General features: G+C 72.9%; 26 protein-coding genes and 3 pseudogenes. 17 read left to right on the top strand and 12 right to left on the bottom strand.

The features are described from left to right. Positions 1–39: 39 nt before the first annotated feature. Together ACWDD7_RS15680 and ACWDD7_RS15675 are read left to right on the top strand one after the other, a co-directional pair. Positions 40–1,803 carry a lytic transglycosylase domain-containing protein gene (locus ACWDD7_RS15680; RefSeq protein ID WP_450457702.1) on the top strand — a complete coding sequence of 588 codons (1,764 nt, stop codon included), beginning with the start codon at positions 40–42 and terminating at the stop codon, positions 1,801–1,803. A 163-nt stretch (positions 1,804–1,966) separates the two neighbouring features. Next, positions 1,967–2,167 carry a hypothetical protein gene (locus tag ACWDD7_RS15675; protein WP_450457701.1) on the top strand — a complete coding sequence of 67 codons (201 nt, stop codon included), beginning with the start codon at positions 1,967–1,969 and terminating at the stop codon, positions 2,165–2,167. Here the strand turns inward: ACWDD7_RS15675 and ACWDD7_RS15670 are convergent. Together ACWDD7_RS15670 and ACWDD7_RS15665 are read right to left on the bottom strand one after the other, a co-directional pair. Then, on the bottom strand, positions 2,157–5,036 hold the full coding sequence (locus tag ACWDD7_RS15670; protein WP_450457700.1) for an ATP-dependent helicase C-terminal domain-containing protein: 2,880 nt from the start codon (positions 5,034–5,036) through the stop codon (positions 2,157–2,159). The two genes, ACWDD7_RS15675 and ACWDD7_RS15670, sit on opposite strands and share 11 nt — an antisense overlap. Positions 5,037–5,126: 90 nt before the next feature. Beyond that, complete coding sequence (locus tag ACWDD7_RS15665; protein ID WP_351869712.1) at positions 5,127–5,972, bottom strand: class I SAM-dependent methyltransferase; 846 nt, start codon at positions 5,970–5,972, stop codon at positions 5,127–5,129. A 364-nt stretch (positions 5,973–6,336) separates the two neighbouring features. Between ACWDD7_RS15665 and rpsA the strand changes: the two genes are divergently transcribed. After that, the gene (rpsA, locus tag ACWDD7_RS15660) at positions 6,337–7,827 is read left to right on the top strand and encodes a 30S ribosomal protein S1 (RefSeq protein WP_180331553.1); all 1,491 of its coding nucleotides are present in this window, start codon (positions 6,337–6,339) and stop codon (positions 7,825–7,827) included. A gap of 141 nt (positions 7,828–7,968) precedes the next feature. Here the strand turns inward: rpsA and ACWDD7_RS15655 are convergent. After that, positions 7,969–8,426, bottom strand: a pseudogene (locus ACWDD7_RS15655) (right-handed parallel beta-helix repeat-containing protein); the annotation flags it as partial. 195 nt (positions 8,427–8,621) lie between these two features. On the opposite strand from ACWDD7_RS15655, the gene ACWDD7_RS15650 reads away from it, so the two are divergent. From ACWDD7_RS15650 to ACWDD7_RS15640, 3 genes are all read left to right on the top strand, one after another. Further along, positions 8,622–9,560: a PAC2 family protein gene (locus ACWDD7_RS15650; protein ID WP_351869618.1), complete on the top strand. Its 939-nt coding sequence runs from the start codon at positions 8,622–8,624 to the stop codon at positions 9,558–9,560. A gap of 96 nt (positions 9,561–9,656) precedes the next feature. Next, complete coding sequence (gene coaE, locus ACWDD7_RS15645; RefSeq protein WP_351869621.1) at positions 9,657–10,283, top strand: dephospho-CoA kinase; 627 nt, start codon at positions 9,657–9,659, stop codon at positions 10,281–10,283. Positions 10,284–10,332: 49 nt separating this feature from the next. Further along, positions 10,333–10,713 (top strand): tetratricopeptide repeat protein, encoded by a 381-nt coding sequence (locus tag ACWDD7_RS15640; RefSeq protein WP_351869624.1) that lies wholly within the window; start codon positions 10,333–10,335, stop codon positions 10,711–10,713. 119 nt (positions 10,714–10,832) lie between these two features. Here ACWDD7_RS15640 and ACWDD7_RS15635 read toward each other — a convergent pair. Then, a pseudogene (locus ACWDD7_RS15635) lies at positions 10,833–11,084 on the bottom strand (DUF6343 family protein); the annotation flags it as partial. A 214-nt stretch (positions 11,085–11,298) separates the two neighbouring features. Here ACWDD7_RS15635 and ACWDD7_RS15630 point away from each other — a divergent pair. Beyond that, on the top strand, positions 11,299–11,994 hold the full coding sequence (locus tag ACWDD7_RS15630; protein WP_450457699.1) for a class I SAM-dependent methyltransferase: 696 nt from the start codon (positions 11,299–11,301) through the stop codon (positions 11,992–11,994). A 73-nt stretch (positions 11,995–12,067) separates the two neighbouring features. Here ACWDD7_RS15630 and ACWDD7_RS15625 read toward each other — a convergent pair whose 3' ends face one another. Further along, positions 12,068–12,652 carry an RNA-binding S4 domain-containing protein gene (locus ACWDD7_RS15625; protein WP_450457698.1) on the bottom strand — a complete coding sequence of 195 codons (585 nt, stop codon included), beginning with the start codon at positions 12,650–12,652 and terminating at the stop codon, positions 12,068–12,070. A gap of 175 nt (positions 12,653–12,827) precedes the next feature. Here ACWDD7_RS15625 and ACWDD7_RS15620 point away from each other — a divergent pair, with 175 nt between their 5' ends. After that, positions 12,828–13,529, top strand: a complete 702-nt coding sequence (locus ACWDD7_RS15620) for a uracil-DNA glycosylase (RefSeq protein ID WP_351869633.1) — start codon at positions 12,828–12,830, stop codon at positions 13,527–13,529. Positions 13,530–13,603: 74 nt separating this feature from the next. Here the strand turns inward: ACWDD7_RS15620 and ACWDD7_RS15615 are convergent, their stop codons facing one another. Then, positions 13,604–14,056 carry an N-acetyltransferase family protein gene (locus ACWDD7_RS15615; RefSeq protein WP_450457697.1) on the bottom strand — a complete coding sequence of 151 codons (453 nt, stop codon included), beginning with the start codon at positions 14,054–14,056 and terminating at the stop codon, positions 13,604–13,606. An 89-nt stretch (positions 14,057–14,145) separates the two neighbouring features. Continuing rightward, positions 14,146–14,544, bottom strand: a pseudogene (locus tag ACWDD7_RS15610) (RidA family protein); the annotation flags it as partial. Positions 14,545–14,687: 143 nt separating this feature from the next. Here ACWDD7_RS15610 and ACWDD7_RS15605 point away from each other — a divergent pair. The 3 genes from ACWDD7_RS15605 to ACWDD7_RS15595 all read left to right on the top strand — a co-directional run bounded on the left by ACWDD7_RS15605 (position 14,688) and on the right by ACWDD7_RS15595 (position 16,539). Continuing rightward, the gene (locus ACWDD7_RS15605) at positions 14,688–15,461 is read left to right on the top strand and encodes a nucleotidyltransferase domain-containing protein (RefSeq protein ID WP_450457696.1); all 774 of its coding nucleotides are present in this window, start codon (positions 14,688–14,690) and stop codon (positions 15,459–15,461) included. Positions 15,462–15,564: 103 nt separating this feature from the next. After that, positions 15,565–16,209, top strand: a complete 645-nt coding sequence (locus tag ACWDD7_RS15600; protein ID WP_450457694.1) for a DUF899 domain-containing protein — start codon at positions 15,565–15,567, stop codon at positions 16,207–16,209. A gap of 153 nt (positions 16,210–16,362) precedes the next feature. Then, positions 16,363–16,539: a hypothetical protein gene (locus ACWDD7_RS15595; protein ID WP_285553730.1), complete on the top strand. Its 177-nt coding sequence runs from the start codon at positions 16,363–16,365 to the stop codon at positions 16,537–16,539. Between the two features lie 24 nt (positions 16,540–16,563). On the opposite strand, the gene ACWDD7_RS15590 is transcribed toward ACWDD7_RS15595, so the two are convergent. After that, positions 16,564–16,956 (bottom strand): hypothetical protein, encoded by a 393-nt coding sequence (locus ACWDD7_RS15590; protein ID WP_450457778.1) that lies wholly within the window; start codon positions 16,954–16,956, stop codon positions 16,564–16,566. Positions 16,957–17,051: 95 nt separating this feature from the next. Beyond that, positions 17,052–17,786: an ATP-binding protein gene (locus ACWDD7_RS15585; protein ID WP_450457692.1), complete on the bottom strand. Its 735-nt coding sequence runs from the start codon at positions 17,784–17,786 to the stop codon at positions 17,052–17,054. A gap of 304 nt (positions 17,787–18,090) precedes the next feature. On the opposite strand from ACWDD7_RS15585, the gene ACWDD7_RS15580 reads away from it, so the two are divergent. The 3 genes from ACWDD7_RS15580 (at position 18,091) to ACWDD7_RS15570 (ending at position 20,105) form a co-directional block, all read left to right on the top strand. Beyond that, positions 18,091–18,951 (top strand): helix-turn-helix domain-containing protein, encoded by an 861-nt coding sequence (locus tag ACWDD7_RS15580; protein WP_351869650.1) that lies wholly within the window; start codon positions 18,091–18,093, stop codon positions 18,949–18,951. Further along, positions 18,952–19,206 carry a DUF397 domain-containing protein gene (locus ACWDD7_RS15575; protein ID WP_285553724.1) on the top strand — a complete coding sequence of 85 codons (255 nt, stop codon included), beginning with the start codon at positions 18,952–18,954 and terminating at the stop codon, positions 19,204–19,206. Positions 19,207–19,295: 89 nt separating this feature from the next. Then, positions 19,296–20,105 (top strand): SAM-dependent methyltransferase, encoded by an 810-nt coding sequence (locus ACWDD7_RS15570; protein ID WP_351869658.1) that lies wholly within the window; start codon positions 19,296–19,298, stop codon positions 20,103–20,105. Between the two features lie 63 nt (positions 20,106–20,168). Here the strand turns inward: ACWDD7_RS15570 and ACWDD7_RS15565 are convergent, their stop codons facing one another. Then, complete coding sequence (locus ACWDD7_RS15565) at positions 20,169–21,656, bottom strand: glutamate synthase subunit beta (protein WP_450457691.1); 1,488 nt, start codon at positions 21,654–21,656, stop codon at positions 20,169–20,171. 234 nt (positions 21,657–21,890) lie between these two features. Further along, positions 21,891–22,586, bottom strand: coding sequence for a DUF2293 domain-containing protein (locus tag ACWDD7_RS15560; RefSeq protein ID WP_351869664.1), 696 nt, complete (start codon positions 22,584–22,586; stop codon positions 21,891–21,893). 174 nt (positions 22,587–22,760) lie between these two features. On the opposite strand from ACWDD7_RS15560, the gene ACWDD7_RS15555 reads away from it, so the two are divergent. Continuing rightward, positions 22,761–23,174 carry a hypothetical protein gene (locus ACWDD7_RS15555; RefSeq protein ID WP_450457690.1) on the top strand — a complete coding sequence of 138 codons (414 nt, stop codon included), beginning with the start codon at positions 22,761–22,763 and terminating at the stop codon, positions 23,172–23,174. Positions 23,175–23,432: 258 nt separating this feature from the next. Continuing rightward, positions 23,433–24,065: a nucleoside/nucleotide kinase family protein gene (locus ACWDD7_RS15550; RefSeq protein ID WP_351869670.1), complete on the top strand. Its 633-nt coding sequence runs from the start codon at positions 23,433–23,435 to the stop codon at positions 24,063–24,065. Positions 24,066–24,167: 102 nt separating this feature from the next. Here ACWDD7_RS15550 and ACWDD7_RS15545 read toward each other — a convergent pair whose 3' ends face one another. Further along, the gene (locus tag ACWDD7_RS15545) at positions 24,168–25,295 is read right to left on the bottom strand and encodes a magnesium and cobalt transport protein CorA (protein ID WP_450457689.1); all 1,128 of its coding nucleotides are present in this window, start codon (positions 25,293–25,295) and stop codon (positions 24,168–24,170) included. 202 nt (positions 25,296–25,497) lie between these two features. Here ACWDD7_RS15545 and ACWDD7_RS15540 point away from each other — a divergent pair, with 202 nt between their 5' ends. Beyond that, positions 25,498–26,292: a methyltransferase gene (locus tag ACWDD7_RS15540; RefSeq protein WP_450457688.1), complete on the top strand. Its 795-nt coding sequence runs from the start codon at positions 25,498–25,500 to the stop codon at positions 26,290–26,292. The last annotated feature ends 91 nt before the right edge of the window (positions 26,293–26,383 follow it).

Below are 26,383 nucleotides of genomic sequence, written 5' to 3'. Positions count from 1 at the left end.
GGAAACGGACGCACGACGTCCATGGGAGGGGTTCACTCTATGGCGGCGCATTTCGGCAGGCGGCTGCGCAAGGGGGCGGCGACCACCGCCGTGGCCGCGGCGGCGGTCGCGGCACTCTCCGCGTCCCAGGCTCCGGGAGCGACCGGCGAGGACCACGGCAGACAGACGACGGCCGGCGCCTCCGCCCCCCTACCGGACCCCACCGGTGGCGGCGCCACGGGCGACTCGCCGTACTACACGGACCTGCCACCCCTGAACAGCCCCGCTCCCAGTCCCTCGCCGAGCGCCGGCACCCCGGTCGCCCAGGGCACCGCCGAGGCCGGCATACCGGCCACGGTCCTCGACGCGTACAAGAAGGCCGAGGCGGAACTGCGCGCCTCCAAGCCCGGCTGCAACCTGCCCTGGCAACTCCTCGCCGCCATCGGCAAGGTGGAGTCCGGCCAGGCCCGCGGCGGCGAGGTGGACGCCCACGGCACCACGCTGCGCCCGATCCTCGGCCCGGTCCTCGACGGCAACGGCTTCGCGCTCATCAAGGACACCGACCACGGCGCGTACGACGGCAACGCCCAGTACGACCAGGCCGTCGGACCCATGCAGTTCATCCCGTCCACCTGGGCCTGGGCCGGCCGCGACGGCAACGGCGACGGCAAGAAGGACCCCAACAACATCTACGACGCGGCCCTCGCCGCCGGGCACTACCTGTGCCGCGGCGACCGGGACCTGTCCCGCGAGGCCGACCTGCACAGCGCGATCCTCGGCTACAACGACTCGCAGGACTACCTGAACACCGTCCTGTCGTGGATGGAGTACTACCGCAAGGGCACCTACTCCGTGCCCGACGGCACCGGCGGCCTGCCCGCCCACCGCAGCGACGGCGGCACCCCGGGCAGCACGCCCTCCGACCCGCACAAGGGCAAGCCCGGTTCGAAGGACCAGGGCGGCCAGGCGGGACCCTCGCCCTCGCCCACGAACCCCGGCGGCAAGGACGGCGGCAACCCGGCCCCGAAGCCGCCCGGGACGCCCGCCCCGCCGCCGACCACGCCGTCCACCCCCACCGACACGGTGGACCACCTGGAGGACGCGGGCACGGGCACGACCGAACTCACCGCGAAGACCGGCGACGCCTTCACGGGCACGATCAGCACCCGCGCCGAGACCAAGGCGGGCGCCTCGGTGGCCAAGGTCAGGATCCGGTTCACCATCTCCGGGGACACCGATGCCACCTTCACCGGCGGCGAGGACGTGGCCACGGTCGTCACCGACGCCAAGGGCGTCGCGAAGGCCCCCGCGCTCCAGGCGGGCGAGAGGACCGGCGACTTCAAGGTGACCGCCACCGTCGTGGGCCGTTCGGTCAAGGGCGTGGACTACCAGGCGACCGTCACCGAGCGCACCGCCGACTCGCTGACCGCCACCACCGGCAGCGACACCCCGATGACCTGCACGCCGGGCGGCGAGTTCGCCGACCAGGTCCAGGTGAAGGCGACGTACCAGGGCGCCGTCGCCGACGGGGTCGCGGCCACCGCCACCCTGATCAAGTCCGCCGTCGACCCCACCGAGAACGACAAGGGCCCCTACTTCGAGGACGCGAACGGCAAGGCCGTACGCACCCTCACCGGCCTGAAGACCGACAGCAAGGGCCTGTTGACGCTGCCGAAGCTGTACGCGGACGACACCACCGGCACGTTCCTGCTGCGCGTCACCACCCCCGGCGGCGGCACCCTCACCGTCCAGCTGACGGTGGCCGCCGACGGCACCGCCTCCGCGAGCCCGTCCCCGTCCCCGAGCGCGTCGGCCTCCTCCTGAGCCGACGAGACATCCGCGGCGCCCTTCCCGCTCCCGGCGGGGAGGGCGCCGTCGTCGGTGGGCGCACCGCTGTTCCCATCTCGCCCGCCCGTTGCTACGGTGCCCCGACCTGACGCGACGTCAGGAACACTCAGGACACCGAGCGTCCGCCGGGAGGCCCCGCATGCGCGCCCTGATCGCCGCCGCGACCGGTCTCCTCCTCGCCTTCGCCCTCGTCCTCGCGCTCACCGCCTACGTCCCCCGGGGCTCCCTGGCCCTCGGCCTGCTCCTGCTCGCCCTCTCCCTCGTCCTGGAGGCCCGCGCCCGCCGCCCCGCGGACCCGGCACCCACCGCGACGGCGGAGCCGGAGCCGGTCAGCGCCTGAGCCGCGCGTTGGTGTGCCGGGTGGGCTCGGCGGCCGCCGGGTCCTGCGGCCACGGGTGCTTCGGATAGCGGCCGCGCAACTCGGCCCGCACCGCCTGGTAGCCGCCCTGCCAGAACGACGCCAGATCGGCCGTCACGGCGGCGGGGCGCCCGGCGGGGGAGAGCAGGTGCACCAGCAGGGGAACGCCCGCCACGGACGGCGTCTCGCGCAGTCCGAACATCTCCTGGAGCTTGACCGCGAGCACCGGCCGCTCGGGGTCCCGGTAGTCGATCCGCATCCGGGACCCGCTCGGTACGGTGATCCGCTCGGGCGCCAGCTCGTCCAGCCGTACGGCCTCCCCGCTCGCCCACGGCAGCAGCCGCGTCAGCGCCTGCCCGGCGTCGATCCGCGCGAGGTCGGCCCGCCGCCGGGCCCGGCCCAGCTCCGGCTCCAGCCACTCCGCGGCGCGCGCGTGCAGCGCCTCGTCCGAGACGTCCGGCCACGGCTCCCCGAGGCGGGCGTACAAGAACGCCAGCCGCTGCCGCAGGACCTCCGCGTCCGGCGTCCACCGCAGCAGCGCCGGCCCCTCCTGCCGCAGCCCTTCGAGCAGCGCCGCCCGCACCAGCTGGGGCGCCGGGTCCTTCAACGGCCGCACCGCCAACTCGACCGCCCCGAGCCGCTCGACCCTCCGCGCCACGACGTCCCCGCCCGCCCAGCCCACCTCGTCCTCCTCGACGAGCAGGGCCCCGGCCGCCTTCCGCGCCACGTCCTCGGGCACCGCGGCCCCGAGCCGCACGCGGCCGAGCCCCTCCTTCCCCGCCACCCCGCCGACGGCCACCACCACCCACGGCACCCCCCTGAGCCCCGACCCCTCGCCGAGCTCGACCCGCCCCCCGCCCGCCATGAGGTACGAGCCCCCGACCGACCGGGCCACCCGCTCCGGAAACGCGAGCGCGGCGACCAGCCCGACCAGCCCCTCCTCCCCGGAACCGGCCCACCCGCCCGCCGTCACCGGACGCGCGGCGGAGGAACGGGCGGTCCGGCGGTCCGGGGTGCCCGTACTCGCCTGGCGGGCGGCGGGCGAGGAAGTGCTCCGGCGGTCCGAGGCGCCTGTCGCGGCGACCGCCTGCGCGGGGGAGGGAGCCGGGCGGTCCGTGGCGTCCGCGCCCGACGCGGTCCCGGCGGGCGAAAAGGCGCCCCGGAGGTCCGGTGCCGGCTGCTGGGCGCGTTCCTCTCGACGGGCGCCGGGTCCGGTGGAGGCGCCTTCCGTCCGGCTGCCGCGGGTGGGCGACTGGGCGGGGGCGCCGGGCGGAGACGGGCGGTCGCGGTCGCCGGGCCGGGGCAGTGGCCCGGCCTCGGCGTTCGCCCGTGCCCGGCCGTCATGGGCGGGCCGGTGGGAGAACTCGGCGGAGACCGAGCGCAGGCGCCGTACCTCCGCGGCCCAGCGCCCCGCGTACGCGTCGCCCCCGCGCCGCGCGCGCCGCAGCGCGCCGGCGAGGTCGTCGCCGTACTCGCGCGGCACCTCCTCCGAGAGCAGCGCGACGACCTCGGCCCCCGTCCCGGACGTGTCGAGGAGGGCCCGCCCGAGCCGGGGGTGCAGACCGAGGCGGGAGAGCCGTACCCCGCGCTCCGTCGCCCGGCCGGCGGAGTCCACCGCGCCGACCGCCACCAGCGCGGACCGCGCCGCCGCCATGGCCCCGCCCGGAGGCGGGTCCAGCAGCGCGAGACCCGAGGCGTCCGGATCGCCCCAGCAGGCGGCCTGGAGGGCGAACGACGTCAGGTCGGCCACCTTGATCTCCGGCGCCGGGAACGCCGGCAGACGACCGTCCTCGGCCTCCGCCCAGCACCGGTACACCGCACCCGGCGCCTCACGCCCGGCCCGCCCCGCCCGCTGCCGCCCGGCCGCGCGCGACGCCCGCACCGTCGTCAGCCCGCTGAGCCCGCGGGCATGGTCCACCCGGGGCTCCCGGGCCAGCCCGGAATCCACCACCACCCGCACCCCGGGCACCGTCAGCGAGGACTCCGCGACCGCCGTGGCCAGCACCACCCGGCGCCGTTCACCCGGGGACAGCACCGCCTCCTGCACGGCCGCCGGCGCCCGTCCGTGCACCTGGAGCACATCGACCCCGGCCGGCTCGCCCAGCTGCCCGGCCACCCGCGCGATCTCCCCGACCCCGGGCAGGAAGCACAGCACGTCGCCGTCCCGCTCGGCCAGCGCCCGCCGCACCACCGACGCCACGTGCGCCAGCAGTGCCGGATCCACCCGCATCCCGTGCGGCGGCCGCACCGGACGCACGGGCGGCGCCCACACCACCTCCACGGGATGGGCGGTCCCCGCCGCCTCCACCACCGGCGCCCCGCCCAGCAGCCGCGCCCACCCCTCGGCGTCCGTCGTCGCCGAGGCCGCCACCAGCCGCAGCTCGGGCCGCAGCGTCTGCCGTACGTCCCACAGGAAGGCCGCCACCGTGTCGGCGTCCAGATGCCGCTCATGGCACTCGTCGAGCACGACGACATCGACCCCGGCCAGCTCCTGATCACGCTGGAGCCGCTGGAGCAGCACCCCCGTGGTCACGACCTCCACCCGCGTGCGCCGCCCCACGGAACGCTCGCCGCGCACCGTGAAGCCCACCCTCTCGCCGGGCCGCTCGCCCAGCAGCCACGCCATCCGCCGTGCCGCCGCCCGCGCCGCGATCCGCCGCGGCTCGGCCACCACGACCCGGCGCGCGGGTCCGTCCCCCACCAGCCCCGCCAGCACCAGCGGCACCAGCGTCGTCTTGCCGGTGCCGGGCGGCGCCACCAGGACGGCGGTGCCGTCGGCCGCGAGCGCGTCGGTCAGGGCGGGCAGAGCGGAGCGCACGGGCAGCGCGTCCAGGGCGTCGTAACGGATCACGCTCTCAAGTGTCGTACGACCCCCGGACCCGCCTGGCGACCCCGGTCGGGCGAACCCGCGCCGCCTCCCGCGGACGGGGACGTGGACGTTTCAGTCCCGCTCGCAGACGAAGACGGCCGTCCCCGGGATCAGGGCGCCCCGCAGCGGGGACCAGCCGCCCCACTCGGAGCTGTTCCAGGCCGGCCACTCCGGCTCCACCAGGTCCACCAGCCGGAAACCGGAGGCCACGATGTCCCGGACCCGGTCGCCGAGCGTCCTGTGGTGCTCCACGTAGACGGCCCGGCCTTCCTCGTCCTGCTCCACGTACGGCGTGCGGTCGAAGTAGGAGGCGGCCACCGACAGGCCCTCGGGGCCCGGCTCGTCCGGGAACGCCCAGCGGATCGGATGGGTCACCGAGAAGACGAACCGGCCGCCGGGCCGCAGCACCCGCCGCACCTCGCGCAGCACCAGGCGCGGATCGGCGACGAACGGCAGCGCGCCGTACGCCGAGCACGCCAGGTCGAAGGAGCCGTCCGCGAAGGGCAGCGCGCCCGCGTCCGCGCAGACCAGCGGAAACGATCCGCCGATGCGCAGTGCGTGCTGGAGCTGCCGGTGCGAGAGGTCCAGGGCCACGGGGCGGGCCCCCTGGGCGGCCAGCCAGCGCGCGCACTGCGCCGCGCCCGCGCCGATCTCCAGGATGTCCTTGCCCTTCAGCTCCTCCGGCGGGCCGAGCAGCTCGGCCTCCACCTCGTCCAGGCCCTCCGGGCCCCACACGAACCGGTCGTCGCCGAGGAACGTGCCGTGCTCGACCTGGTACTCGTCCGCGTTGCGGTCCCACCAGCCCCGGTTGGCCCGGCTGCTCTCGGCGACATCGGCGTCACGACGGGTGGCTTCGGGCTCGAACCCCTCGGGCTCGGGCCGTTCGGACTCTTGGATGATCGGCTCCCTCGTCGTAATCTTCCGTCCGACCCACCGGATGGCGGTACGTCCCGGAAGGGGTCACGCGGCCCTGCCGCGCGGCCTTGTAGGCACTTTCTCGCGCCGGGTATGCGGCGATCCGCGCCGGGTGTCCGCCTTCGCGCATTGACCCTGTCCGGCTGCCCCCGTATGCTACAAGTTGCGCTGCGGGCCTGCGCACCTCAGACGTAGCAGGCTGCGCTCGCATCTGTATGTATGTCCCCTCGGTTGTCGAGGCGCCACCGGGCATCCGGTGTCCTTCAAGGTGGCGCTTCCTTGGCTGTCCGGCTTCTGCAGAGCGAAACGGGCTCCCGGCGTAAGCAGTACCTACGACTTCAATGTCCGTACCGGAGCCCTTTCCCACATGACGAGCAGCACCGAGACCACCGCCACCACCCCGCAGGTAGCGGTCAACGACATCGGTAACGAGGAAGCTTTCCTCGCCGCGATCGACGAGACGATCAAGTACTTCAACGACGGCGACATCGTCGACGGCGTCATCGTGAAGGTCGACCGGGACGAGGTCCTGCTCGACATCGGTTACAAGACCGAAGGTGTCATCCCGAGCCGCGAGCTCTCGATCAAGCACGACGTCGACCCGAACGAGGTCGTGGCCGTCGGCGACGAGATCGAGGCCCTGGTCCTTCAGAAGGAGGACAAGGAAGGCCGCCTGATCCTCTCGAAGAAGCGCGCCCAGTACGAGCGTGCCTGGGGCACCATCGAGAAGATCAAGGAAGAGGACGGCATCGTCACCGGTACCGTCATCGAGGTCGTCAAGGGTGGTCTCATCCTCGACATCGGCCTCCGTGGCTTCCTGCCGGCCTCCCTCGTCGAGATGCGCCGTGTCCGCGACCTCCAGCCGTACGTCGGCAAGGAGCTCGAAGCCAAGATCATCGAGCTGGACAAGAACCGCAACAACGTGGTCCTGTCCCGCCGTGCCTGGCTGGAGCAGACCCAGTCCGAGGTCCGCCAGACCTTCCTCACGACCCTCCAGAAGGGTCAGGTCCGCTCCGGCGTGGTCTCCTCGATCGTCAACTTCGGTGCCTTCGTGGACCTGGGTGGCGTCGACGGTCTGGTCCACGTCTCCGAGCTGTCCTGGAAGCACATCGACCACCCGTCCGAGGTCGTCGAGGTCGGCCAGGAGGTCACCGTCGAGGTTCTCGACGTGGACATGGACCGCGAGCGCGTCTCCCTGTCGCTGAAGGCGACCCAGGAAGACCCGTGGCAGCAGTTCGCCCGCACCCACCAGATCGGCCAGGTCGTGCCCGGTAAGGTCACGAAGCTGGTTCCGTTCGGTGCGTTCGTCCGCGTGGACGAGGGCATCGAGGGTCTGGTCCACATCTCCGAGCTGGCCGAGCGCCACGTGGAGATCCCGGAGCAGGTCGTCCAGGTCAACGACGAGATCTTCGTCAAGGTCATCGACATCGACCTTGAGCGTCGTCGCATCAGCCTCTCGCTGAAGCAGGCCAACGAGTCCTTCGGCGCCGACCCGTCGGCCGTCGAGTTCGACCCGACCCTGTACGGCATGGCCGCGTCCTACGACGACCAGGGCAACTACATCTACCCCGAGGGCTTCGACCCCGAGACCAACGACTGGCTCGAGGGCTACGAGAAGCAGCGCGAGGAGTGGGAGCGCCAGTACGCCGAGGCGCAGTCCCGCTTCGAGCAGCACCAGCAGCAGGTCATCAAGTCCCGCGAGGCCGACGCCGCTGCCGCGGCCGAGGGCGGCGAGGCTGCGGCTCCGGCCGCGACCGGCGGTTCGTACTCCTCCGAGGGTGCGGACAACTCCGGCGCCCTGGCGTCGGACGAGGCGCTGGCCGCGCTGCGCGAGAAGCTCGCGGGTGGCCAGAGCTGAGCTGATCGTCGGCCGCTGAGGCCTGGCAGTTAGCTGCTGAGGGGCCGCACCTTCCGGGTGCGGCCCCTCAGGGTTTTTCGGACGGGGTGCAGCTCCTCGGATGCTGCGGGTGGTCCGATGCTGGTGCGTGGCGCGGGCTCCCCGCGCGCCCCTCAGCCGGACACCTGGACGTTGGTCAGACCCTTGCCGCCCGTCACTGTGTTCGATGGCGTTGCCGAGGATCTGGACGCGGTCGCTCCTGTCGGACAGCGTGGCGGCGGTGCCGACGTACACGCCCTCGCCCATGCCGCCGCCGTCGTTCCCGGTGGCGTAGATCCTCGAATTCCTGATCACGCCGTCCGTGCTGGAGCGCCGGAAGTGCGGGTGATACGGGCGGACGCCGTGGCCGGCGTCGTCGCGTGGAAGTTGCCCGTGTAGGTGCCGTCCGCGAGATGGATCGTGGCGCCGGGCCGTGCGTTCGCGAGCGCGGTCTTCGGCTGGGCCGCGGTCGTCGCCTCGACGGTCGAGGCGGCAGCGGCCGGGCCTGGTGCGGCGAGGAGCAGACCGCCGGTGGCGGTGGCCGCGGTGAGCAGGGAGGTGAGCGGCATGGATATGCGCATGGGGTGCCTTCCTGTTCCGGAACGGTCTCATACATGAATCGTGGCCGCGATGGTGAACGGCGCACCGTGAAGGTACGGACCAGGTGACGGTGCGTCAAGACAGCCCCCGAGGGATCGCTGATCAGCGGCGTGTCACGGGAATGCCCCCGTTCCAGGGCGCGTTGTAGAGGGAGATCAGGAGGAGGAGCGGTCACAGTGCTTGATCCGCAGGGTTTGTACGCATGGGAGCCGAAGGGCCTCGCCGTGGTCGACATGGCGCTCGCCCAGGAGTCGGCCGGCCTTGTCATGCTCTACCACTTCGACGGATACATCGACGCGGGCGAGACCGGTGACCTCATCGTCGACCGGTTGCTCGACTCACTGCCCCACCAGGTCGTCGCCCGGTTCGACCACGACCGGCTCGTGGACTACCGGGCCCGCCGGCCTCTGCTCACCTTCAAGCGCGACCGCTGGACCGACTACGAGACCCCGGCCATCGAGGTCCACCTCGTCCAGGACACCACCGGCGCGCCCTTCCTGCTGCTGTCCGGGCCCGAGCCGGACGTGGAGTGGGAGCGCTTCTCGACGGCGGTACGGCAGATCGCCGACCGGCTCGGCGTCCGGCTGGCCGTGAACTTCAGCGGCCTGCCCATGGGCGTCCCGCACACCCGCCCCGTGGGCCTCACCCCGCACGGCAACCGCGTCGACCTGATCCCCGGCCGCACCAGCCCCTTCGAGGAGGCCCAGGTGCCCGGGAGCGTGGAGCAGCTGGTCGAGTACCGCCTCATGCAGGCGGGCCACGACGTCCTGGGCGTCGCCGCGCACGTCCCGCACTACGTCGCCCGCTCCCCGTACCCGGACGCCGCGCTGACCGTCCTGGAGGCCATCACCGCCGCCACCGGCCTGGTCCTGCCCGGCATCGCGCACTCCCTGCGCACGGAGGCGCGCCGCACCCAGACCGAGATCGACCGGCAGATCCAGGAGGGCGACGAGGAGCTGACCGCCCTCGTCCAGGGCTTGGAGCACCAGTACGACGCGGCGGCCGGCGCCGAGACCCGGGGCAACATGCTCGCCGAGCCGGTGGAGATCCCCTCCGCCGACGAGATCGGGCGTGAGTTCGAGCGATTCCTGGCGGAGCGCGAGGGGGAGGCCTGACCTTCGGGGCTCTCGTCGCCGGTCGTGGCTTCGGGTCCCGCCGTTGCCGGGCCTCGGGTCCTGCCGTTGTCGGTGGCAGGGCCTAAGCTTCCGCTCATGCTGAAAGTTGGCCTGACCGGCGGCATCGGCGCCGGCAAGAGCGAGGTGTCGCGGCTGCTCGTGGAGCACGGGGCCGTGCTGATCGACGCGGACCGCATCGCGCGCGAGGTCGTGGCGCCCGGCACGCCCGGCCTGGCCGCCGTGGTCGAGGCCTTCGGGGCGGACATCCTGGCCGGGGACGGCAGCCTTGACCGGCCCCGGCTCGGCTCGATCGTCTTCGCCGACCCCGACAAGCTCGCCGTCCTCAACTCGATCGTGCACCCCCTGGTCGGCGCCCGCTCCCGCGAGCTGGAGGAGGCCGCGGCCCCCGACGCCGTGGTGATCCACGACGTACCCCTGCTCACCGAGAACGGCCTGGCGCCGTTCTACGACCTCGTGGTCCTCGTGGACGCGAGTCCCGAGACCCAGCTCGACCGGCTGATACGTCTGCGCGGGATGACCGAGGAGGACGCCCGCGCCCGGATGGCCGCGCAGGCCACCCGCGAGCAGCGGCACGCGATCGCGGACATCGTGATCGACAACGACGTGCCCCTGGACGCGCTGCGCAAGCGGGTCGACGCGGTCTGGGACGACCTGGTGCGCCGGGCCCACGACACGTCCGCCGCGGACCGGTCCGCGGAATAGCGGCCCGCGCGGGTGCGTTGGAATCCGGGAACAAGGGAAGGACTCTGCCGTGCCCGAGACCAGCGGTTCCCCCGGACCCACTCCGGAGACGCATGTCATCGACTTCCGTGCCGCCGAGCAACTGCTCCAGGCGCGGGATCCGCGGGGCGCGGTGAAGCTGCTCGACGGAGTCGTCGCCGCGCATCCCGAGAACACCGCGGCCCGCCTGCTGCGTGCGCGTGCCTTCTTCGCCGCCGCGCAACTGCGACCCGCCGAACTGGAGTTCACCGTCGTCCTGGAGCGGGAGCCGGACAACGCGTTCGCACACTTCGCCCTGGCCCGCACGTACGAGCGCCAGGGCCGCGCCGACCGGGCCAAGCGCCACTTCCGGCTGGCGGCGGCGCTGGATCCCAACCCGGAGTATCTGAAGGCGGCTCGGTTCGACGGGTGAGCGCCTGACGGGGCGCTGCCTCCCGGGCTCCGTCAGGGGTGCCGGTGACGCGGCGGCCGGGGGTACGACGGTCCGCGCCGCGACCACCGGGGGTGGCGGGGCCCGCCCGGACGGTAGTCGTCGGGCGGCTGGTACGGCGGCACGTCGCGGCCCGGCTGGTAGTGCGGGCCCTGCCGGAGGTGCCGGACGATCATGGCCAGGTCGACGGTGACGATCAGCAGCAGCACCCCGCAGGCGGCCGCCCAGCCGGGGCGTCCGACGAGCGCGAACACCGCCGTGCCGAAGACCGTCCAGACCAGTCCCCACACACTCAGCCACAACCGCGCCCGCAGAGCACTGCGCGCGGTCGCCGGTTCACTGCCCGTACGCATCCGGATCACCACTCCTCCCAGCAACGTACTCTCCCGGCCGACGGCGCGCACCGGCGACGAGCGCCGGGCGTGAGCCGGCGGCGGACCGCCTCGGCCGGGTTCCCGTCCGGCGGCGGACCACCTCGGCCGGGTTCCCGTGCGGGGGTGGATCGCTCGAACGGGTGAACTGACGTCGAACGGGAACGGGAGGGCGCGAGCGATCCGTTCTCCGGGCATGACGGTCGAGATGCGTGAGGGATACGAGGGCACAGGCACGGGCGCGATCACCCCGGACGGCTGCGCGGTGGAGGTCTACGCGCGCCTGCCGATCGGGCCGGAGCCGGACATCATCGCCGCGGCGGTACCGGCCGGGGCACACATCCTGGAACTGGGCAGCGGGGCGGGCCGGATGACCCATCCTCTGCTGGAGCGCGGCTTCACGGTCACCGCGGTGGACGAGTCCGCGGACATGCTGGCCCGGGTCCAGGGAGCGCGCACCATATGCGGCCCGATCGAGGAACTGGACCTGGGCGACGAGAAGTTCGACGTGGTGATGCTCGCGTCGTTCCTCGTCCACGCCGGGGACGAGGAGGTGCGCCGGGGCCTGCTGCGCACCTGCGCCCGCCATGTGGCCGAGGACGGCTGCGTGCTCATCCAGCGGGAGGGCGCGGACTACCACACCGACGTACCGAGGGAACGGGTCGACCCGGCCGGCTTCACGGTACGCATCGCCTCGGTGACCCCGGTCGGAGACGGAGTGGACTCGGTCCACGTCGAGTACGACTTCCCGGACGGCACCTGGACCCAGACCTTCCTCGCCCGGCCCCTGACGAAGGAACAGTTCGAATCCGCGCTGGGGGAGGCCGGGCTGGAGGTGGACAAGTACCTGACGCCGGACGGGGTCTGGGTACGGGCGGTGCGGGCGCGGTAGACACCGTGCGGGCGTCCGGGGACCGGTCGGCCCTACCGGAGGGAGCGTGAGGCCGCTCCGGCGTCCGCGTCCGTCAGCGACCCCGAGGCCGCCCTTCCTGCCCGCTCATGCCGCTGCTGAACCCCGGCGGCTTGAGGCCGCGCAGACGTTCCATGTCCCGGCGCTCGCGCTTGGTGGGGCGGCCGGTGCCGCGGTCGCGGAGGCCGGCGGGGGCGATGGCCTCGCGGGGCGGCGGCGGAGGGGAGTTGTCGATGTAGCACTGCACGGCCACGGGCGCACCGACCCGCTTGCGGATGAGGCGCTTGACGATCACCACCCGCTCCCGGCCCTCGTGCCGCAGCCGCACCTCGTCGCCCACCCGCACCGAGTACGCGGGCTTCACCCGCTCACCGTTCACATGCACATGTCCACCACGGCAGGCGGCGGCCCCCTGGGAACGCGTCTTGATCAGCCGTACGGCCCAGATCCAGCTGTCGATCCGGACCGTCTCGCCGTTGCCCGGTCCCGCGGTCTCGGCGGCGGCCACCGCGGCGGCGACCTCGGGACCGACCGGCCCACCGGGCGGGTCACCGGGGTCATCGGCGCCCCGGCCGGGGTCCGTCCCGGCCGGCTCGTCGGTGCCGCGGTTCACGCTCTCGTCCGCATCCTCGGAAGCCATGTCCCGACCCTAACTCCCCGGGCCGGGTGAGCCGGACCCGTTTTCCGGGGGTGGGCCGGGACCCGCAGGAGGGAGGTGTCCTCCGGGGGCGGAGAGGAGGTGTCGTCCCGGAGGCCGGTCACGCAGCACCCGGTCATGGGCATGGGCAGCCGTGCCCCGGGCATACGGTGGCCCTATGGACGAGAGCGGCCCCCTTGCCCGGCTGGACCGGCGGGTCACGGGCTGCCGGGCCTGCCCCCGGCTGGTGGAGTGGCGCGAGGAGGTGGCGCGGACCAAGAGGGCCGCGTTCGCGGACTGGACGTACTGGGGTCGGCCGGTGCCCGGTTTCGGCCCCGCAGACGCCCGGCTGCTGATCGTCGGCCTGGCCCCGGCCGCGCACGGCGGCAACCGCACCGGACGTATGTTCACCGGCGACCGCTCGGGCGATGTGCTGTACCAGGCGCTGTACGACGTGGGGCTCGCCAGCCGGCCCACCTCGGTCCGCGTCGACGACGGCCTGGAGCTGTACGGGGTCCGGGTCACCGCCCCCGTGCACTGCGCGCCGCCCGCCAACAGGCCGACGCCCGGCGAGCGCGACACCTGCCGCCCCTGGCTGGTCCAGGAGCTGAGGCTGCTGCGTCCGACGCTGCGGGCCGTCGTGGTCCTCGGCGCCTTCGGCTGGCAGGCGGCGCTGCCCGCGTTCGCCGAGGCCGGCTGGACCGTGCCCCGCCCCCGCCCGGCCTTCGCCCACGGCACCCGTGCCGCGCTCGACGGCCTGGAACTCTTCGGCTGCTTCCACGTCAGCCAGCGCAACACCTTCACCGGCCGGCTCACCCCCGAGATGTTGCGCGAGGTGCTGCGCACGGCGGCCCGCACCGCCGGGCTACCGGTCACCTGATCCGCCGGTCCTGTCACCCCTTCCCTGCTCGGGTTCCGGGCTCGGGCGCCCCCGGTGCGCCGGAGCCCGCGACCTCAGGGCCGCCAGACGTATCGCACATCCGGCTCACGTTCCTCGTTGCCGCTGCCGTCCGTGGACTCGGCGACGGTGAAACCGTGCCGTTCGTAGAAGCGGTGCGCGGGTCTGTTGACCTGGAAAGTCCACAGGGTCAGACCCTCGGGACCGCGCTCCTTGGCCAGCGCGACGAACCGGTCCCCCAGTCCCCGCCCCCGCCACTCCGGCTCCAGGTACAGCTGGGACAACAGCTTCCCGTCGAGCACCATCACCCCGACGACCCGCCCCCCGTCCGCCTCCGCCACCCAGGTCTCGCGCAGCGGCACGACGACGTCCCGGAAGTAGTCGCGCACGTCGTCGTCGGTGCGCGGCCGGACCACCGTGGGCAGCGCGGCGGCGAAGGAGCGCAGCCAGACATCGGCGGCGGCCCGCGCGTCGGCCGCCCGCGCCCGCCGGAGGACGACGCCGGTCACCGTCGTACCCCTGCGTCCCTTGCGTTCTCCGCATTCTCCGCATTCTCTGGGTTCTCCGCGTTCCTCGTGTTCCCCGCGTCCTCCCGGTCGTCCGGCACCACCGCCGTCGCGGTGATCTCCACCAGCTGCCCGGTGTATCCGAGGCAGGCGACCCCGAGCAGGGTGGAGGAGTGCGGCCCCTTGCTCAGGTCCGAGGCCTCCACGACCTCCCAGACCGCGGACAGCGTCGCCGGCTCGGCGCTCACGACGTACACCTCCGTGGTGAGCACATGCGCCAGATCGCTTCCCACGGCCTGGAGTTGTGCGCGCAGATTGGCGATCACCTGCTCGGCCTGGCGCACGGGGTCGCCCGCACCGACGATCTCGCCGCGCTCGTCGAGAGGCACGGCACCGGCGAGGAACGCGAGCTTCGTGCCGGCCTCGACGACGGAGGCGTGGGAATAGGCGGGCGGCGGGAAAAGGGCGGGGACGGTGACACGCTGGATCATGGACCTGCTCCTACGACGGTCAGCGGACAACCTTCCGATCATCCGCCCTCGCCCGACGCGCGCGCACCCCGATTTCCCGGCCCGGCAACGGACACGAGGAAAACCGGGAGCCGACGTCCCCGCCCATGAAGCACGCTGGTCCCATGCCGCACCTCTCCGACCCCGACTTCCTCTCCGCCACCGCCGACCGGCTCGCCGCGCTCCCCACGGTCCGCGCGGTGGCCCTCGGCGGCTCCCGGGCGCAGGGCACCCACCGCCCGGACAGCGACTGGGACCTGGCCGTCTACTACCGCGGCCCCTTCGACCCGGCCGACCTGCGCGCCCTCGGCTGGCCCGGCGAGGTCTCCGAGATCGGCGGCTGGGGCGGCGGCGTCTTCAACGGCGGCGCCTGGCTGACCGTCGAGGGGCGGCGCGTCGATGTGCACTACCGCGATCTGGACGTCGTGGAGCACGAGTTGGCCGAGGCGGAGCAGGGACGGTTCCGGGTGGAGCCGCTGCTGTTCCATCTCGCCGGCATCCCCACCTATCTGATCGTCGCCGAACTCGCCCTCAACCAGGTGCTCCGCGGCGAACCGCCCCGTCCGGCCTGCTACCCCGAGCGGCTGCGCCGTACCGCCGCCGAGCGCTGGGGCGGCACCGCCCGCGCCACCCTCGGCTACGCCAAGGCCAACCACGCGCCCCACGCCCGCCTCACCGAGACCGCGGGCGCCCTCGCCACCGCCGCGACCCAGGCGGCCCACGCGGTGCTCGCGGCCCGCGGTGAGTGGGTCACCAACGAGAAACGGCTGCTGGAGCGGGCCGGGTTGCGGGAGTTCGACGCGCTGACGGCCGGCCTGCGGGCCACGCCCGACGCCCTGGTCGCGGCCGTCACCAGGGCCGAGGAGATCGTCGCCGGCGCGACGGCCCCGCCTTCGTGAACGGCGCCTTCGTGAACCCGCCGAAGAAATCCGCGCTCACGGCGATGAGTTCCGCGTCCGGCACCGGTCATCACCCCGAACCGACTGTCGGACAGGAGGGCCCATGTCGCTACCGGAGATCGTCTCGCGCGAGCAGTGGCGCGCCGCACGCGAGGAGTTGCGGCTCCGGGAGGAGTCGGTCGGACGGGCGCGTGAGGCCCTCGGTGCCGAGCGGCGGCGGCTGCCCATGGTCGAGGTCGACCCCGAGTACCTCTTCGAGGGCGGCGACGGCAAGGCCACCCTCCTCGATCTCTTCGAGGGACGCTCCCAACTCGTCGTCCACCACTTCATGTTCGCCCCCGAGTGGGAGACCGGCTGCCCCTGCTGCGCCGCCTTCCTCGACCAGGTCGGCCACCTCGCGCACCTGCGCGCCCGGAACACCTCGTTCGCCGTCGTCTCCCGGGCGCCGTTCACCCGCATCCTGCCGTTCAAGGCGCGCATGGGCTGGGCGGTGCCCTGGTACTCCTCTTCACCGGGCGACTTCAACGACGACTTCGAGGCGACCGTGCGGGACGGCGGGACACCGGTCGAGCGGCCGGGCCTGAGCTGCTTCCTGCGCGAGCGCGATCGGGTCTTCCACACCTACTCGGTGTACGACGCGGACCTCGGCGAACTGGGCGGCACCGCCGCCCTCCTCGACCTGACCGCCCTCGGCCGCCACCCCGTCGGCAGCGAGGGGCTCCGCCTGCACGACGAGTACGACCTCTGACGCGGACAGCGCACCCCCTGTCACCGTGTGACCGAATCGTCACGATCTGCACCATGCCTGTGCCGGCTGTGTCCCGGTCGGGTCACTGGGCGAGGCGTTCGGCCCCTCCGGAGCGTTGACTCCTAGCAGGACGACGCTCTCTGGAGGTGCGCGATGGTGAACGGGCGAACGGTGCTTGAGCGCTTTCCCGCCGGCGGCCCACGCGGATCGTGGCCCGCGGAGGAGTTCGCGCACGCGCGCCGCCTGGAGGGCCTGCCCGCCGAGGTCGTCATGGACCTCGCGACGGACACGTTCCTGGTGATCGTGCGGGGGAGTGAGGCGGCCGAGTGACACCCCGCACGGTGGCGGCCGGTTCTACGCCGTGATGGTGCGCGACCAGTCCGGGGTCGTGCCCGTCGCCCGGCACAGGGCCAGGTAGAGGGGGATCGGCGGGGTGTACGGCACCGTGCCCCCGGGGCGGTGGACCAGTCGGGCGGCACCCTTGACGAGGGCGCCGGGCGCGTACTGCGCGGGCGCCGGCCAAGGAAGCGCGTAGTCGGAGTCCGACGGGACGATCCACCACCAGTGCGCGTCGTCGGCGTACACGCATCCCAGCCGCGGCAGCCGCGACACGACGAGCGGCCCGAGCCGACCGGGCACGCCCACGGCGTCACAACCGAGCGGTACCGTCATGCCGTCCGGCACCTGGAGCCGGTGCAGCGGGTCCGTGGCCGGTCGCCGGCGCTGCAACCGCACCAGGGTGTCCATCCCCAGCGCCCGCTCGGACCCGGCGGTCTCCGAACGGACGTCGAGACCCCTGCCGGAACCCCGGGCGTCGTGCCGCCCCCGGCCCGTCGCGCCGGTCACGACCACTCCCGGCCGAGGTGCTGCTCGGGGGCACGCCGGCACTCCGGAACGCCGTGCCGCTCCTGCGTCCCGTGCCACCGGTGGTCCGGACCCCGGAGCGGGGGCCGGCCGGTCGCCTCGTACGAAGGGTGTTGCGGCGGGACCCGGTGCGCGGGCTGCTCCAATGTGTCCCAGAGCCGGTCGGCGCCCGTGTCGCAGGTCACGCCGTGATCCATGCCATGGTCCTCGACCGGTTCGCCGTCGCCCGTGCCGTCCGGCCGGTCCGGCTTGGGGCGGGCGGCACCCCAGCCGAGGTCGTCGCGCGGCTCGGCGCATCCCGGGGCCGCCTCGCCGCGGCGGGCCAGCTCCGCCCAGACCAGCAGCCCGGAGCCGTACTCCTGCGCGCCCCAGGACCGGCACAGGGCCTCGACGAGGAGCAACCCCCTCCCGTGCTCCTCGTCGGGGCGCTGCGGGGAGGGGTGGGGCTCGCCGGGGGCACAGCCCTCGTCGCGCACGGCGATGCGCACCAGGTCGTCGTGGTCGTGCAGCTCGCACACGACCCGTGTGCTCGCGGTGTGCACGATCGCGTTGGTGACCAGCTCCGACACGACCAGGGCCGCGCTGTCACAGGTGTCCGCGCACACCGACCAGCCGGTCAGCCGGGCATGCGCCAGGCGCCGCGCCCGGGAGACGGAACCCGGATGCGCGGCCAGCTCGAAGCGGAACCGGCGCTCGACGGCGGTACCACCCATGGGGGGCACCGTCGCGGTGGCGCCACGACCGGGGCGGTCTGCGGCGGCGTCTGTTCCTAAGGGCGCGGACGGAATCACGCCTGCCACTATCGCCCCGCCGTGGACACTTGGCAAGGGTCACTCTGAAAATTGCAGAGTGCGGTGTGACTCGGTCAGACGCCGTGGCACACTGCTCGCAACAGCACGTCGAGCGGCGCCAATTGGGTCCATCGGAGGTCCGACCCGGTCTTCCGATGAGCCTTCGAACGGCGCCGCAGGGCTGTCAGGGTTCCTTTCGGTGAAGGCTTTCGGTGGAGGTGGGAGCGTGAGCGAGCCGCGGTCCGCGCCGACGGTGGGTCAGGTGGTCCTCGGGCGACGCCTGCTGGACCTGCGGGAACGCGCCGGACTGAAGCGCGAGGACGCGGCCCGGGTACTGCGCGTCGCCCCCGCGACCGTCCGCCGTATGGAGATGGCCGAGGTCGGGCTCAAGATTCCGTACCTCCAGCTGCTGCTGAAGGCCTACGGCGTCCCGGAGGACGAGGCCGAGGCCTTCGTCCAACTGGCCGAGGAGGCCAACCGTCCCGGCTGGTGGCAGCGTTTCCACGACATCCTGCCGGGCTGGTTCTCCATGTACGTCAGCCTGGAGGGCGCCGCGAGCCTCATCCGCTCCTACGAGCCGCACTTCGTCCCCGGACTGCTCCAGACCGAGGACTACGCGCGCGGGGTGCTCCGATCCGGGGCGATCGGCCAGACCAGCCCGGACGACATCGAGCGCCATGTCGCGCTGCGCATGCAGCGCCAGCAGCTGCTCACCCGCCCTGACGCGCCCCGGTTCTGGGTCGTGATGGACGAGACCGCCCTGCGCCGCCCCGTCGGCGGCCCCGAGGTGATGCGCGCCCAGCTGGAGCGGCTCATCGAGGCCGCGAGCCTGCCGAACGTGACGCTCCAGGTCGCCCCGTTCGAGAACGGCCCGCACCCGGGGACGTACGGGCCCTTCGTGCTGTTCCGATTCGCCATGTCAGAACTGCCGGACATGGTCTACAGCGAGTACCTGACCGGCGCCGTCTACCTCGACGCGCGCGCCGAGGTGGCGACCCACCTTGAGGTCATGGACCGCATGGCGGCGCAGGCCGCCACGGCGCAACGCACCAAAGAGATCCTCCGGGATCTTTGCAAGGAGCTGTGAATGAAACACATCAAGTCGCGTGCCCGCGTCTACAACGGCATGCCGGCACGGGAGCTGGGCAGCGAGGGCTGGCACAAGCCCTGGAGCGGCGGCAACGGCGGCAACTGCCTGGAGGCGATGAAACTGGCCGACGGCCGCATCGCCGTACGCCAGTCCACCGATCCCGACGGGCCGGCCCTGATCTACACCACGGACGAGATGACCGCCTTCATAGAAGGCGCCAAGGCGGGGGAGGCCGACTTCCTGCTTTCCTGACACGTGTCGCTTGTGTTGTTACTTGCTCGACTTCTCAGCTTGAAACCAGACTTGACAATCCATCACCACAGACGCTTACGGAGTGCCGCATGAGCGGGCAGGACCCGACGGCCGTAGAGATCGACACCAGCAAACCGCATCCCGCGCGGATGTACGACTGGTACCTCGGGGGCAAGGACAACTACCCCGTCGACGAGGAAATGGGCCGCCAGATGCTGGCCCTCGAACCCCGGGTGCCGGTCATGGCCCGGGTCAACCGCGCCTTCATGCACCGCGCCACCAGGTGGCTGGCCCAGCAGGGCGTACGGCAGTTCCTGGACATCGGCACCGGCATACCGACCGAGCCGAACCTGCACCAGGTCGCCCAGGAGATCGCGCCCGACGCCCGGGTCGTCTACTGCGACAACGACCCGATCGTGCTGGCCCACGCGGCGGCCCTGCTGCGCAGCACGCCCCAGGGTGCCACCGAGTACCTCCAGGCCGATGTGCGCGACCCGGACGCGATCATCGCCGGCGCCCGGGAGGTCCTCGACCTGAAGCAGCCGGTCGCCCTCTCCATGATCGCCCTGCTGCACTTCATCACGGACGCGGACGGCGCCCACGAGCTCGTCCGCCGGCTGCTGTCGGAACTCCCCTCCGGCAGCTACCTGATGATGACCCACGCCACGTCGGACTTCACTCCGGAGGAGTCCGTCACCGCCACCGACAAGCTCAAGGGCGCGGGCATCACCATCGCCCTGCGCTCCCGCGCGGAGTTCACCCGCTTCTTCGACGGCCTCGAACTGGTCGAGCCCGGTGTCGAGATCGTCCACAAGTGGCACCCCGAACTGGGTGAACCGGTACCGGGTCAGGACGACGGGGTGATCCCGGGGTACGGCGCGGTGGCGCGCAAGCCGTAACCGCCCGGGACGGCTCGGGGGCGGCGTTCATCAGGGTTGGCGCCGCCCCCGCGCCGCCCCCTCTCACACCCGCATCGGCTTGTCCCCGGGCGAGATCGGTGCGGGCAGCTGCGTACCGCCCGTCAGATACCGGTCGACGGCCGCCGCCACGGCCCGCCCCTCCGCGATCGCCCAGACGATCAACGACTGCCCGCGCGCCGCGTCCCCGGCGGCGAACACCCCGGGGACGTTGGTCGCGAAACCGTCGTCGCGTGCGATCGTGCCGCGCGCGTCGAGCGCCAGCCCCAGCTGGTCGATCAGCCCGTCCTCCCGGTCCGGACCGGAGAACCCGAGCGCCAGCAGCACCAGATCGGCGGGGATCGTCCGTCCGGTGCCCGGCACCGGCTGCCGCCGCTCGTCCACCTCCACCAGCTCCAGCGCCCGCACGTGCCCGCCGTCGTCCCCGGTGAAACGCAGCGTCGACGCCGCGAACAACCGCGCGTCCGCGTCCGCCGCCGGTGCCGTGCGCAGCTGCCCCGCCTCCTCGTGCGCGGGCGACAACCGGTAGATCTTCGGGTACGTCGGCCACGGCTCCGCGTACTCGTCGCGCTCCGCCCCCGGCTGCGCGTAGATGTCCAACTGGGTCACGGACGCCGCACCCTCCCGCACCGCCGTCCCCAGACAGTCCGCCCCGGTGTCCCCACCGCCGACGATCACCACATGCCGCCCCGCCGCCGACAACGGCGAGACCTCCAGATCCCCCTCGCCGACCCGGTTGGCCAGCGGCAGATACCGCATCGCCTGGTGTATCCCGTCCAACTCCCGTCCCGGCACCTGGAGTTCGCGCCACGCCGTGGCGCCCGTGGCGAGCACGACCGCGTCGTACCGCGTATGCAACTCCGCCGCGTCGACATCCCGCCCGACCACCGTCGACGTGCGGAACCTCGTCCCCTCGGCCCGCATCTGCCCCAGCCGCCGATCCAGATGCCGCTTCTCCATCTTGAACGAGGGGATGCCGTACCGCATCAGCCCCCCGATCCGGTCGTCCTTCTCGTACACCGCGACCGTGTGCCCGGCCCGGGTCAGCTGCTGTGCCGCCGCGAGCCCGGTGGGCCCGGAGCCGATGACGGCGACCGTCTTCCCGGACAGCCGCTCCGGCACGCGCGCCGGTACGAACCCCTCTTCCCACGCCCGGTCGGCTATCGCGCACTCGACGTTCTTGATGGTGACGGCCGGCTGGTTGATCGCCAGCACACACCCCGCCTCGCACGGCGCCGGACACAACCGTCCGGTGAACTCCGGGAAGTTGTTCGTCGCGTGCAAGCGGTCGCTGGCCGCCCGCCAGTCCTTCCGGGCCACCAGGTCGTTCCACTCGGGGATGAGATTGCCCAGCGGGCAGGCGTCATGGCAGAAGGGGACCCCGCAGTCCATGCACCGGTCCGCCTGCTTGCTGATGATCGGCAGCAGCGCGCCCGGCTCATACACCTCGTCCCAGTCCCGCACCCGCTCCTCGACGGGCCGCCGCGCCCACTCCTGACGCGGCGTGGTCATGAACCCCTTGGGATCGGCCATGATCATCTTCCTCGCCTACGGGCACCGCGCCGACCGCCCAGGGCCATACGCCACCAGGCGGCACGTATCGGCACTCTTCCGGCCACGATACGTCTGGGCGGGGGGTGGCGCAGGGTGGGCGGGGGAGGGGGTGGGATGAGCCTGGGGGTGGAGGCGGTGCGTGGGGCAGGGGCGGGGCCGGGGCCGGAGCCGCCGCTCGTACTCGGGGGCCGAGGGAGCGGCGCCCCCGTGCCCTCAGCCCCCGCCCTCCCCAGCCCTCTGCCACGCCCGCAGCACGCCTTCCACGGCCGGGGCGATCCGGCGCCGGGCCTCGTACCGTGGCACCCCGTTCATCAGCAGCTGGTCGTACGGCGTGTCCACATGCCGTACGCCCGCCACGACCGCCGAGATCACCGCACCCTCGGACAACGCCCGCCCCGCCGCACTGCGCCCCACCCGACCACTGCCCCGCACGGAGGCATGCGCCGCCGTCGCCCGCGCCCGCTCCACCGGGCAGCCCGGGAACAGGCGCAGGATCTCCGCCGCGAACGCCGCCGCGAACCGCTCGTCCTCCACCCTCCTGCGCCGCGCGTCCCGTGCCCGCCGTCGGCGCCGTGCCTCCGCGTCCGCCAGGCACCGCGCCTCGGCGCGGGCCAGCGCCGCCTCCTCCACGAGCACGCCCTGCCGCTCGTAACGGCCCTTGCGCCGGTTGAAGCGCACCACCACCGCCGACAACGCGCTCTCCTCCCGCGACCTGCGGGTCAGTGCCGTATCACCTCGCGGCACAAGGACCAGATGCCCGAGATCCGCGCAGTCCAGGCAGCGCGGGGCGCCGTCCTCGAACACCAGCAACGACAGCGGCCCACGCCGACAGGCGGAACAGCGCTTGTGCCTGAGAGGCTGGATGACGACAAGCCCGCCGGATGGATGGGGAGTTGAGGGGATTCCCATACTCCTTTCCTTCCCCGCCCCCGTCCCCGTCCACGTCTCCCTTTCGCCTCCGTGGCGGGTGATCCCGTCTCCTGCCAGACTGGGCGCTTCCTGATCAAGAACGGCTTGAGGGGACAGGCGGTGGGGGTACGCGGGCCGGTGCGGTGGGGACGGCGGCCGGCCGCGGTCGCGGTGGTGGGTGCGGTAGTAGCCGGGGGGATCTCCTGGTGGGCGAGGGACCGCCTCGACGCACAGGTGCGATTCGCCGCGGTCTCTTCGCCGGCTTCGCTCGTCGGAACCTGGAAACCGGAGGACGGCACGGCCGGGCAGATCCGGTTCACCGGCGACGACCGCTTCACGGCCACCGCCCTGCCCCTGGAGGTGTTCACGGTCCCCTCGGACGGTACGTTCGCCGGCGGCGGCAGCTGGAGCGTCGGCGACGGTGGGCGGTCCGTGGTGCTGAAGGCGGACTCCCCGCCGCCGGGGGCGAGTCCGGACGAGCGGCCTTCCCTGGGCGTCGTGCGCAACAGCGACGGCATCCGGTTGTGCGTCCTCTCCGGCGATCCCGGAGTCCTTTGCGACCATCTGCTGCGGCGCGTCACCACATGACGCCCCCTGGCCCGCCAAAGTGGCGGAACGGTCACACCCTGGTCCTGCTGTCCGGTCCGGCCGGCCGTGCGCGACCGGGCTCCTGGCCGACACCGCTTCCCTCGCACGTGACGCGCCGGCTTCGACAGCCCCACGACATCACGCGTCGAAGTCCGGTGGCTTCTCGGCCCGCACGCCATCGGGCCTCCACCGCACATCCAGCCCCCGCGCCCCGGCCCCACGCCACCTCTTCCCGGCCGCACCCGGCATCATGGCACCGTGCGACTCGAAGCGATCACCTGGGAACGGCTCGCCGGACTGCTCGCCGACCGGGTGGCCGGACTGGAGGCGGCCGACGGTGGTGCCTGGCTGCGCGTCGGCTTCGACGGGGCCCCCGCCGCCCGCCCCGGGGACCTGGCCGAGCGCGTCGGAGAGGCGCTGCGAGTGCGCGGCCGGCCCTCGCTGGTCGTCGACGCCGAGGGCTTCCTGCGCCCCGCCTCGCTGCGCCTGGAACACGGACGGCGCGACGCGGAGTCGTACTACGGCGGCTGGCTCGACACCGGTGCCCTGTGGCGTGAGGTGTTCGGCCCGCTCGACCCCGGCGGCAGCGGGCGCGTCCTGCCCGACCTGTGGGACCCGGCCACCGACCGCGCCACCCGCAGTCCGTATGTCCAACTCCCGCCCGGCGGCGTCCTGCTGCTCCACGGCCCCCTGCTGCTGCGTCACTGGTTCCCGTTCGACCTGACCGTCCACGTCCTCCTCTCCCCGGCCGCCCTGCGTCGCCGTACCCCCGAACCCGACCACTGGACGCTCCCCGCCTTCGAGCGCTACGAGACGGAGACGGACCCGGCCGGCACGGCGGACGTCCTCGTCCGCGCCGACGATCCGCGCCACCCCGCCTGGCGCGGCTGACCACCGACGTCCGCTCCGGACCGTCTGCGCCGCCCGCATAGGACCACCGGCACCGCCCGCACGGAACCAAGGGCACCGCCCCGCCGTCCCGGTGCGCGCCGGTCAGAGCCAGCCGTTGCGCCGGAAGCCCCGGTACAGCGCCACGCACGCCGCCGCCATCAACCCCATGGCCAGCGGATAACCGAACCGCCAGTGCAGCTCCGGCATGTGGTCGAAGTTCATGCCGTACACCCCGCACACCATCGTCGGTACGGCGATCACGGCCGCCCATGCCGTGATCTTCCGCATGTCCTCGTTCTGCGCGACGGTCACCTGCGCGAGGTGCGCCTGGAGGATGGAGTTGAGGAGTTCGTCGAAGGCGGCTATCTGCTCCTTGGCCCGGATCAGATGGTCCAGCACATCCCGGAAGTACGTCTGTATCTCGGGGGCGACGACCCGCAGAGGCCGGGTGGCCAGGTCCTCCACGGGGCGGGCCAGCGGCATCACGGCCCTTTTCAGCTCCAGCAGTTCACGTTTCATCTGGTACACGCGCCCCGGGTCGAGCCGCGCACCGCCTTCCGAGAACACCTCCGTCTCCACCTGGTCGATGTCGGCCTGCACCGCGTCCGTCACGCTGAGATAGCCGTCGACCACATGGTCCGCCAGAGCGTGGAGCACCGCCGCGGGCCCCCTGGAAAGCTGGTGCGGGTGCGCCTCCAGCTCTTCGCGCAGCGGCCCCAGCGAGCCGTGCCTGCCGTGCCGCACCGTGATCACGAAGTCCTCGCCGACGAAAGCCATGATCTCGCCGGTGTTCACCACTTCGCTGGTCGCCGTCAGCTGTTCGTGCTCGACGTAGCAGACCGTCTTGAACACGGCGAACAAGGTGTTCCCGTAGTGCTCCAGCTTCGGCCGCTGATGGGCCTCGACCGCGTCCTCCACCGCGAGGGGGTGCAGGTCGAACAGCTCGGCGACGCCCGCGAACTCACGGTTCGTCGGCTCGTGCAGCCCGAGCCAGACGAAGCCCTCGCCGGTCTTGCGGACCATCCGCACGGCTTCCAGCAGATCGGTGCACTGCGGCACCCGTATGCCGTCCTGGTACGTCACGCAGTTGACCACCGAGGAGCCCAGGGGTGAGCGTGCGGGATGACTCAGGTCCACGCGCGGCCGCCGCCGGGCCAACTGCGCGACCTTGCGCAGACCACCGCCCCTGCCCAGTTCCGTGACCTTCCGCAGATTCCCTGCCATGGACATCCGGATCTCCTCGCGTGCATCTCCCCCTGCGACGCTTTCACGTCCTGGCCCGAAAGTGTGCCAGTCCTGAGCAAAGCGCGGGCAAGCCTGTGGGAATACCGCGTTCCGCTTTGTTTCCGCCTGTGGAAAAACTCCGCCCGTGCCCTCCCCGGCAGGAGGAGCCGACCGGCCTCATCCGCCGGTCACCTGGGATGATCGCGGTATGACGCCATCCGACGGGTACCTCCTGGACAACCGGCAGCGCGAGGCGGGTGAGCGCTTCGACGCCTTCGCCGGCCTGTTCGACCCCACGACCTTCCGGCACATCGAGGCCCTCGGCGTCGAGCCGGGTTGGCACTGCTGGGAGGTCGGGGCCGGCGGCACCTCCTTGGTGTCCTGGCTCGCGCGGAAGGTGGGGCCGGACGGCAAGGTCGTCGCCACCGACATCGACACCTCGCGGCTGGCTCCCGTGGACCACCCGCCGGTGGAGGTCCACACCCACGACGTGGGCGCCCAGGAGCCGCCGGGGGAGGGCTTCGACCTGGTCCACGCCCGTCTGGTCCTCGTCCATGTCCCGGACCGCGAAAGCGCGTTGAGGTCCATGATCCAGGCGCTGAAGCCCGGCGGCCGGTTGCTGATCGAGGACGCCGACCCCGCTCTCCAGCCGCTGACCTGCCCCGACGAGTACGGCCCCGAACAGCGGCTCGCCAACCGGCTCCGCCAGGGCTTCCGCAGACTGCTCGCCGAACGGGGCGCCGACCTCGCCTACGGCCGCCGGCTGCCGCGCCTGCTCAGGGAGGCCGGACTGCACGAGGTCGAGGCCGACGGCTTCTTCCCCATGACCTCGCCCGCCTGCACCGCCCTGGAGGCCGCGACGGTCCGCCAGATCCGCGGCCGGCTCCTCGACGCGGGCCTGGCCACCGACGAGGAGATCGACCAGCACCTGGCCAACGTCGAGGCCGGCGGCATGGACCTGGCCACGGCACCGATGATCTCGGCGTGGGGCCGCAAGGCGTGACACCTGCGGCATGGCATGGCATGGCATGGCACCCATGGCACGGCATGGCACCCGCGGCATGGCGTGACACCTGAGGCATGGCGTGACACCT

The organism is Streptomyces sp. NPDC001056, assembly GCF_053598955.1.
The sequence above is the reverse complement of the archived record's forward strand: the minus strand, read 5'-3'. Positions and strand labels throughout refer to the sequence as shown.

What these genes read in the sequence shown, in the direction of transcription:
- coaE (WP_351869621.1), top strand. Translation starts at nt 9,657, where the DNA reads ATGCTGAAAGTTGGCCTGACCGGCGGCATCGGCGCCGGCAAGAGCGAG.
- ACWDD7_RS15545 (WP_450457689.1), bottom strand. Translation starts at nt 25,295, where the DNA reads ATGTCCATGGCAGGGAATCTGCGGAAGGTCACGGAACTGGGCAGGGGC.
- ACWDD7_RS15675 (WP_450457701.1), top strand. Translation starts at nt 1,967, where the DNA reads ATGCGCGCCCTGATCGCCGCCGCGACCGGTCTCCTCCTCGCCTTCGCC.
- ACWDD7_RS15595 (WP_285553730.1), top strand. Translation starts at nt 16,363, where the DNA reads ATGGTGAACGGGCGAACGGTGCTTGAGCGCTTTCCCGCCGGCGGCCCA.
- ACWDD7_RS15680 (WP_450457702.1), top strand. Translation starts at nt 40, where the DNA reads ATGGCGGCGCATTTCGGCAGGCGGCTGCGCAAGGGGGCGGCGACCACC.
- ACWDD7_RS15590 (WP_450457778.1), bottom strand. Translation starts at nt 16,956, where the DNA reads ATGGACACCCTGGTGCGGTTGCAGCGCCGGCGACCGGCCACGGACCCG.
- ACWDD7_RS15575 (WP_285553724.1), top strand. Translation starts at nt 18,952, where the DNA reads ATGAAACACATCAAGTCGCGTGCCCGCGTCTACAACGGCATGCCGGCA.
- ACWDD7_RS15585 (WP_450457692.1), bottom strand. Translation starts at nt 17,786, where the DNA reads ATGGGTGGTACCGCCGTCGAGCGCCGGTTCCGCTTCGAGCTGGCCGCG.
- ACWDD7_RS15630 (WP_450457699.1), top strand. Translation starts at nt 11,299, where the DNA reads ATGACGGTCGAGATGCGTGAGGGATACGAGGGCACAGGCACGGGCGCG.
- ACWDD7_RS15560 (WP_351869664.1), bottom strand. Translation starts at nt 22,586, where the DNA reads ATGGGAATCCCCTCAACTCCCCATCCATCCGGCGGGCTTGTCGTCATC.
- ACWDD7_RS15620 (WP_351869633.1), top strand. Translation starts at nt 12,828, where the DNA reads ATGGACGAGAGCGGCCCCCTTGCCCGGCTGGACCGGCGGGTCACGGGC.
- ACWDD7_RS15605 (WP_450457696.1), top strand. Translation starts at nt 14,688, where the DNA reads ATGCCGCACCTCTCCGACCCCGACTTCCTCTCCGCCACCGCCGACCGG.
- ACWDD7_RS15565 (WP_450457691.1), bottom strand. Translation starts at nt 21,656, where the DNA reads ATGGCCGATCCCAAGGGGTTCATGACCACGCCGCGTCAGGAGTGGGCG.
- ACWDD7_RS15600 (WP_450457694.1), top strand. Translation starts at nt 15,565, where the DNA reads ATGTCGCTACCGGAGATCGTCTCGCGCGAGCAGTGGCGCGCCGCACGC.
- rpsA (WP_180331553.1), top strand. Translation starts at nt 6,337, where the DNA reads ATGACGAGCAGCACCGAGACCACCGCCACCACCCCGCAGGTAGCGGTC.
- ACWDD7_RS15625 (WP_450457698.1), bottom strand. Translation starts at nt 12,652, where the DNA reads ATGGCTTCCGAGGATGCGGACGAGAGCGTGAACCGCGGCACCGACGAG.
- ACWDD7_RS15540 (WP_450457688.1), top strand. Translation starts at nt 25,498, where the DNA reads ATGACGCCATCCGACGGGTACCTCCTGGACAACCGGCAGCGCGAGGCG.
- ACWDD7_RS15570 (WP_351869658.1), top strand. Translation starts at nt 19,296, where the DNA reads ATGAGCGGGCAGGACCCGACGGCCGTAGAGATCGACACCAGCAAACCG.